Origin of the sequence: Phenylobacterium aquaticum (assembly GCF_022695515.1) — a bacterium.
Classification (GTDB): Bacteria; Pseudomonadota; Alphaproteobacteria; order Caulobacterales; family Caulobacteraceae; genus Phenylobacterium; species Phenylobacterium aquaticum.
In genome coordinates, this window is the sequence record NZ_JALDPT010000027.1 from 71,067 (window position 1) to 77,517 (window position 6,451).

Consider the following 6,451-nt stretch of genomic DNA (forward strand, 5'->3'; position numbering starts at 1 on the left):
TTACGGGCAGACGTCCCGGCCTGGGGCTCAAACCAAAACAGCGCCCGTGAAGGGCGCTGTCCGGTTCGTTCGCAGATGGAGGCCAGCCTACTGGCAGGCGAGGCATTCCTCGTAGTCGGTCTTCGCGGCGCCGCTCATGTCGACCACCGCGGCCAGGCCTTCGCCGCCGGCGTGGGCCGCGCGCTGCACGGACTTGGAGCGCAGGTAGTAGAGCGACTTGCAGCCGCGTTCCCAGGCCTGCCAGTGCAGCATGTGCAGGTCCCACTTATCCACGTCGCCGGGCAGGAAGATATTGACCGACTGGGACTGGCAGACGTCCGGGGTGCGGTCGGCGGCCAGTTCCACGACCCAGCGCTGTCCAGTTCGAAGGCGGTCTTGAACACGTCCTTCTCGTCCTGGCTCAGGAAGTCGAGATGTTGGACCGACCCCTCGTTCTCCAGGATCGAGTCCCAGACCGCCGAGGTGTTCTGGTCCTTCTCGTCCAGCAGGCGCGCCAGATAGGGGTTCTTGACGGCGAAGGAGCCCGACAGGGTCTTGTGGGTGTAGATATTGGCCGGGATCGGCTCGATGCCGGCCGAGGTGCCGCCGCAGATGATCGAGATCGAGGCGGTCGGCGCGATGGCGATCTTGTGGCTGAAGCGCTCCATCACCCCGCGCTCGGCCGCGTCGGGGCAGGCGCCGCGCTCGGCGGCGAGCGTCCGGGAGGCCGCGTCGCACTGGCGGCGCAGGTGCTTGAACAGGCGCATGTTCCAGGACTTGGCGAGCGCGCTTTCGAAGGGCACGTTCTGCATCTGCAGGAACGAGTGGAAGCCCATCAGGCCCAGGCCCACCGACCGCTCGCGCTTGGCGGCGTAGACCGCGTTCTTCATTTCCGGCGGCGCGCGCTGGATGAAGTCCTCGAGCACATTGTCGAGGAAGCGCATGACGTCCTCGATGAAGGTCGGGTGGTCGCGCCATTCCATGAAGGTCTCGGCGTTGACCGAGGACAGGCAGCAGACGGCCGTGCGGTCATGGCCCAGGTGATCGACGCCGGTGTGCAGCATGATCTCCGAGCAGAGGTTCGACTGGCGAACCTTCAGGCCCAGCTCGCGCTGATGCTGCGGCATGGACCGGTTCACGGTGTCGGAGAAGATCAGGTAGGGCTCGCCGGTCTGCAGGCGGATCTCGAGGATCTTCTGCCACAGGGTTCGGGCGTCGACCTCGCGCAGAACTTCGCCGTTCTTAGGCGAGCGCAGGCCGAACATGGCGCCGTCGCGGACGGCCTCCATGAACTCGTCGGTGACCGAGATACCGTGGTGCAGGTTGAGCGACTTGCGATTGAAGTCGCCCGAGGGTTTGCGGATCTCAAGGAACTCCTCGATCTCCGGATGGTGGATGTCCAGATAGACCGCCGCCGAACCGCGGCGCAGGGAGCCCTGGCTGATGGCGAGCGTCAGGCTATCCATCACCCGGATGAAGGGGATGATGCCGCTGGTCTGGCCGGCGCCCTTGACCTTCTCGCCGATGGAGCGGACGCCGCCCCAGTAGGTGCCGATGCCGCCGCCGTTAGAGGCGAGCGCCACGTTCTCGTTCCAGACGCCCTGGATGCCTTCCAGGCTGTCGCCCACGGCGTTCAGGAAGCAGGAGATCGGCAGACCGCGATCGGCGCCGCCATTGGACAGCACCGGGGTGGCCGGCATGAACCAGAGGCGCGAGATATAGTCATAGACCCGCTGGGCGTGGTCGGCGTCGTCGGCATAGGCCGTGGCGACGCGGGCGAACATGTCCTGGTAGCTCTCGCCCTGCAGGAGGTAGCGATCCTCCAGGGTGGTCTTGCCGAAATCGGTCAGCAGCGCGTCGCGCGACCGATCCACTTCAACCTTACGGACCAGCTGCAGCTGGGGTCGGTCAGCCCGTTCCGGCGCCGCCTTAGCCGCTTCCGAGACCGTCCGCATCACCGCTTCGCTGCTGCTCATCGCCCAAAATCCAATTCAATCAGGAACTTCACGGACAGTGGCGTCCGATCCGCCCCACCCCTACATCTTGTGGGCGGCGCAGGTCCGACACCCACTATATGGGGGCATAAGGGCTAATGACTCGTCAACGGGGGCAACGGGTTGTCCCCCGGAGTTTTTCTTTAACGAGAGGTTAACGTCGCTTGACGGCGGTTGATCCTTCAAGGTTTTCCGCGCGCGCGGCGGGGGGCCTCACGACAGTGTGACAAATCAACTCGGCGCCCAGCTTGGGCATTCGCCCTGCAAGAGGCGCCCCCGGACCGATTGTGATCCGGGGGCGGGGCCCGGGGATCGGCTAGGGCCTGAAGCCCCGCCCGCCGCGTCAGAGATTCAGCAGGGCCGGATCGCCGCCCTGGGCGGCGATGTTGACGCTGAGCGCACGTTCGACCGCAAAGCGCAGCAGGGCGTGTGGCCCGCCGGCCTTGGGGCCGGTGCCCGACAGGCCCTCGCCCCCGAACGGCTGGACGCCCACCACGGCGCCGATCATGGAGCGGTTCACATAGGCGTTGCCGGCCGGGACGGCCTGCCGGACCTCCTCTGCGAAGGCTTCGATCCGGCTGTGGACCCCGAGCGTCAGGCCATAGCCCTGGGCCGCGAGCGCGGCGGCGGCGGGCGCCAGCTTGCCCGGCTCGTAGCGGACGAGATGCAGGATCGGGCCGAACACCTCGCGCGGCAGGAAGTCGGCCGAGGGGATCTCGGCCAGAATCGGGCCGAAGAAGCTGCCGCCGCCCGGTGCCGGCAGGGCGTGCAGCACCTTGGCCTCGGCGCTCAGGCGTTCGAGATGGGCGGCAAGGACGCCGCGCGCGTCCTCGTCGATCACCGGCCCGATGTCGGTGCGCGGATCCGCCGGTTCGCCCAGCACCAGGGCGTCCATCGCGCCCTTCAGGCCCTCGACCAGGCTGTCGGCGGTGTCTTTCGGCGCGAACAGGATGCGCAGGGCCGAGCAACGCTGGCCCGCCGAGCCGAAGGCCGAGGCGATGACGTCGTCGATCACCTGTTCCCGCAGGGCCGTGGTGTCGACGAACATGGCGTTGAGCCCGCCTGTCTCGGCGATGAAGGGGATGATCGGGCCCTGGCGGGCGGCCAGGGCGCGATTGATCGCCCAGGCGGTCTCCGTGCCGCCGGTGAAGGCGACGCCGGCGCAGGTCGGATGGCTGACCAGGGCGGCGCCCACCGTCGCCCCCTCGCCGGGCAGCAGGTGCAGAACCTCTTCCGGCAGGCCGGCCCGCAGGAACAGGCGTACGGCCGCCGCGGCGATCAACGGGGTCTGTTCGGCGGGCTTGGCCAGGACGGTGTTGCCGGCGGCCAAGGCCGCGGCGATCTGGCCGGTGAAGATGGCCAGGGGGAAGTTCCAGGGGCTGATGGCGACGAACACGCCGCGGCCGTGCAGGCTCAGCTGGTTCACCTCGCCGACCGGACCTTTGAGGGTCTCGGGACCGGAGAACTGACGCTCCGCCAGATGGGCGTAATAGCGGCAGAAGTCGGCAGCCTCGCGCACCTCGGCGACCCCGTCGCTGAGTGTCTTGCCGGCTTCCCTCGCGCAGATGGCGACGAGCACGTTGCGATGGGCCTCCAGGGCGTCAGCCATGGCTCGCAGGATGCGGGCGCGGGCGTGGCCGCCCAGGGCGTCCCAGGCCGGCTGGGCGGTCTTGGCGATGGAGAAGGCGGTGTTGATCTGGGCGGGGTCCGTCGACCAGGCCTGGCCGATCCGTCGCGCGCGGTCCGCGGGCGAGGTGCGCGTCTCGCCCGGGCCCTCATTGATCTCGTCCCCGGCGATGATCGGCCCGGCGGTGAGCGCCCCGGCGTCCAGGGCGGCGACGGACAGGGCCAGGCGGTCGCGCTCAGCGGCCACCGACAGATCGACGCCGGCCGAGTTGCGACGGCTCGCGCCATAGAGGTCGACCGGCAGGGGGATGCGCGGATGCGGCGCGCCGCCGGTGGCTTCCACCGCACCGATCGGATCGCCGACCACGGCGGAGACCGGGGTCTTCTCGTCGAGCAGGGCGTGGACGAAGGAGGTGTTGGCCCCGTTCTCCAGGAGCCGGCGGACCAGATAGGGCAACAGCTCTTCATGCCCGCCGACGGGGGCGTAGACCCGCAGCTTCAGCGCGCCATAGCGCTGATCGGCGCCGGCGTAGAGCGCCTCGCCCATGCCGTGCAGGCGCTGGAATTCCGGTTCGACTCCGGCCTGACGGGCCATGTGGCGGACAGCGGCCAGGGTGTGGGCGTTGTGGGTGGCGAACTGCGGATAGAGCGCCGGCGAGGCGGCGAGCAGCACCCGCGCGCAGGCCAGGTAGGACAGGTCGGTCGCGGCCTTGGTGGTATAGACGGGATAGCCGGCGAGGCCGCCCACCTGGGCGCGCTTGATCTCGGAATCCCAATAGGCGCCCTTGACCAGACGCACCATCAGTCTGCGCCCGGTGGCGCGCGCGATGTCGGCGACGGCGGCGACCGTCCGGGGGCTGCGCTTCTGATAGGCCTGGATCGCCAGGCCGAGGCCCCGCCAGGACCCGAGCTCCGGCGCGCGCGCCAGCCGGTCGAGCAGCTTGAGCGACAGGGCGAGGCGATCGGCCTCCTCGGCGTCGAGGGTCAGGTTGATATTGGCCTCGGCCGCGATGGTCGCCAGCCGCAGCAGCCGGGGATAGAGGTCGGCCCAGACCTTGTCCTCCTGCCGCGCCTCATAGCGGGGGCAAAGGGCCGAGAGCTTCACCGACACCCCGTGGCCGGCTTCGGGCCCCTGGTCCTTGGCCTGGGCGCCCACGGCGCGCAGGGCCTGGGCGTAGGCGGCCTCATAGCGATCGGCGTCGGCGGCGGTCCGGGCGCCCTCCCCCAGCATGTCGAAGGAGCAGACATAGCCGTCCGATGCGGCGCGCTTGATCGCCAGGTCGATGGTGCGGCCCAGGACGAACTGTTCGCCCATGATCTTCACCGCCCCGGCCACCGCCTGGCGAATCACCGGTTCGCCCAGCCGGCCCGCGAGACGGCGGATGAAGCCCGGCAGGTCGGCGCGCGCTCCTCGTCCGGGTCGATCAGCTTGCCGGTGAGCATCAGGCTCCAGGTCGAAGCATTGACCAGCAGGCTGTCGGAGCGGCCCAGGTGGCTCGACCAGTCGGCCGAGGCGATCTTCTCGGCGATCAGCCGGTCGCGGGTCTGTTCGTCCGGGGTGCGCAGCAGGGCCTCGGCCAGGCACATGAGCGCCAGGCCTTCCCGGGTCGACAGCGAGAATTCCTGCAGGAAGCTCTCGACCACGCCCTGGCGCCGCGCGCTGCGGCGGGCCGCACGGACCAGGGTCTCGGCTTCCTGCCGGACCTCGTCGCGCTCGTCGGCGCCGAGCGGCGGTGTGGCCAGGAGGGCGGCGGTCGCGGTGCGTTCATCGACGAACTTCTCATCGTCGAGAGCGGTCAGGGCGTCGAGGAGGGCTTGGCTGAACATTCCACCGGAATATTGCCAAATTCGGCGAATGTCGTACGGAGTTATCGCCAATCTACCGGTGATTTCACGAGAACTTGAGGCGAATGTCAAAATCTCTACGGCTGGACGACACCGACAAACGCCTGCTGCGGGTCCTGCAGGACGACGGCCGGATCAGCAACGCCGACCTGGCCCAGCGCTGCAACCTGTCGGCCTCGGCCTGCTCGGACCGGGTGCGCCGCCTGCGCGACGAGGGCTTCATCACCGGCTATTCGGCCATCCTCGACCCCACCAAGGTCGGACGCGACGTGCTGATCTTCGTCGAGGTGGTGCTGGATCGCACCACGCCTGACGTCTTCGAGAGCTTCGCCGCGGCGGCGCGCAAGGCGCCGGACGTCCTGGAGTGCCACATGGTGGCCGGCGGGTTCGACTATCTGATCAAGGCGCGCGTCGCCGACCTCGTCGAGTACCGCAAGTTCCTGGAGGAGGTGCTGGTGCGCATTCCCGGCGTGCGCGAGACGCGGACCTATGCGGTGCTGGAGGAAGTGAAATCCTCCACCCGGCTCCCGATCTGACCGGTGGCGATCTGATCCCCAAACGCAAAGAGCCCGGTCTTGCGACCGGGCTCCAGCTTAGTTCGGCGAACCTGCCGAGGATCGAGATCAGAAGTTGATGTCGATCGTCGAGCGGCGGTTCAGAGGTTCCTTGACGCCGTCGGCGGTCGGAACGGCGAGTTGCGTTTCGCCCTTCCAGTCGACTTGCAGGGCGGTCTGAGGAACGCTCAGGCCCACCAGGGCGTCAGCCACGGCCTTGGCCCGACGTTCCGACAGGCGGACGTTGTAGGCCGGCGAGCCGGAGGTGTCGGTGTGACCGACGACGATCACGCGGGTGGCGTGGCCGGCGTTGGCGTAGTTCGCGGCTTCCGAAACCACCGTCTGGGCTTCCGGCGTCAGGACGAACTGATCGAACGGGAAGTAGACGATGAATTGCTTGGCCTCATACGCCGGCGGAGGCGGCGGGGGAGGCGGAGGCGGGGGAGGCGGCGG

General features: G+C 68.7%; 4 protein-coding genes and 1 pseudogene. 1 reads left to right on the top strand and 4 read right to left on the bottom strand.

Translation table 11 applies throughout. From position 1 onward, the window contains the following. Positions 1–87: 87 nt before the first annotated feature. From MQH10_RS18485 to MQH10_RS27270, 3 genes and pseudogenes are all read right to left on the bottom strand, one after another. A pseudogene (locus MQH10_RS18485) lies at positions 88–1,955 on the bottom strand (ribonucleoside-diphosphate reductase subunit alpha). A 361-nt stretch (positions 1,956–2,316) separates the two neighbouring features. Continuing rightward, positions 2,317–4,950, bottom strand: a complete 2,634-nt coding sequence (gene putA / locus MQH10_RS18490) for a bifunctional proline dehydrogenase/L-glutamate gamma-semialdehyde dehydrogenase PutA (protein ID WP_473828313.1) — start codon at positions 4,948–4,950, stop codon at positions 2,317–2,319. Beyond that, positions 4,947–5,426 (bottom strand): hypothetical protein, encoded by a 480-nt coding sequence (locus MQH10_RS27270; RefSeq protein ID WP_473828314.1) that lies wholly within the window; start codon positions 5,424–5,426, stop codon positions 4,947–4,949. Before MQH10_RS27270 ends, putA begins: the two co-directional genes overlap by 4 nt. Before the next feature lie 83 nt (positions 5,427–5,509). Between MQH10_RS27270 and MQH10_RS18495 the strand changes: the two genes are divergently transcribed. Next, positions 5,510–5,980 carry an Lrp/AsnC ligand binding domain-containing protein gene (locus tag MQH10_RS18495; protein WP_242565478.1) on the top strand — a complete coding sequence of 157 codons (471 nt, stop codon included), beginning with the start codon at positions 5,510–5,512 and terminating at the stop codon, positions 5,978–5,980. 87 nt (positions 5,981–6,067) lie between these two features. On the opposite strand, the gene MQH10_RS18500 is transcribed toward MQH10_RS18495, so the two are convergent. Further along, the coding region (locus MQH10_RS18500; protein ID WP_242565479.1) for an OmpA family protein at positions 6,068–6,451 on the bottom strand (384 nt) is incomplete at its 5' end.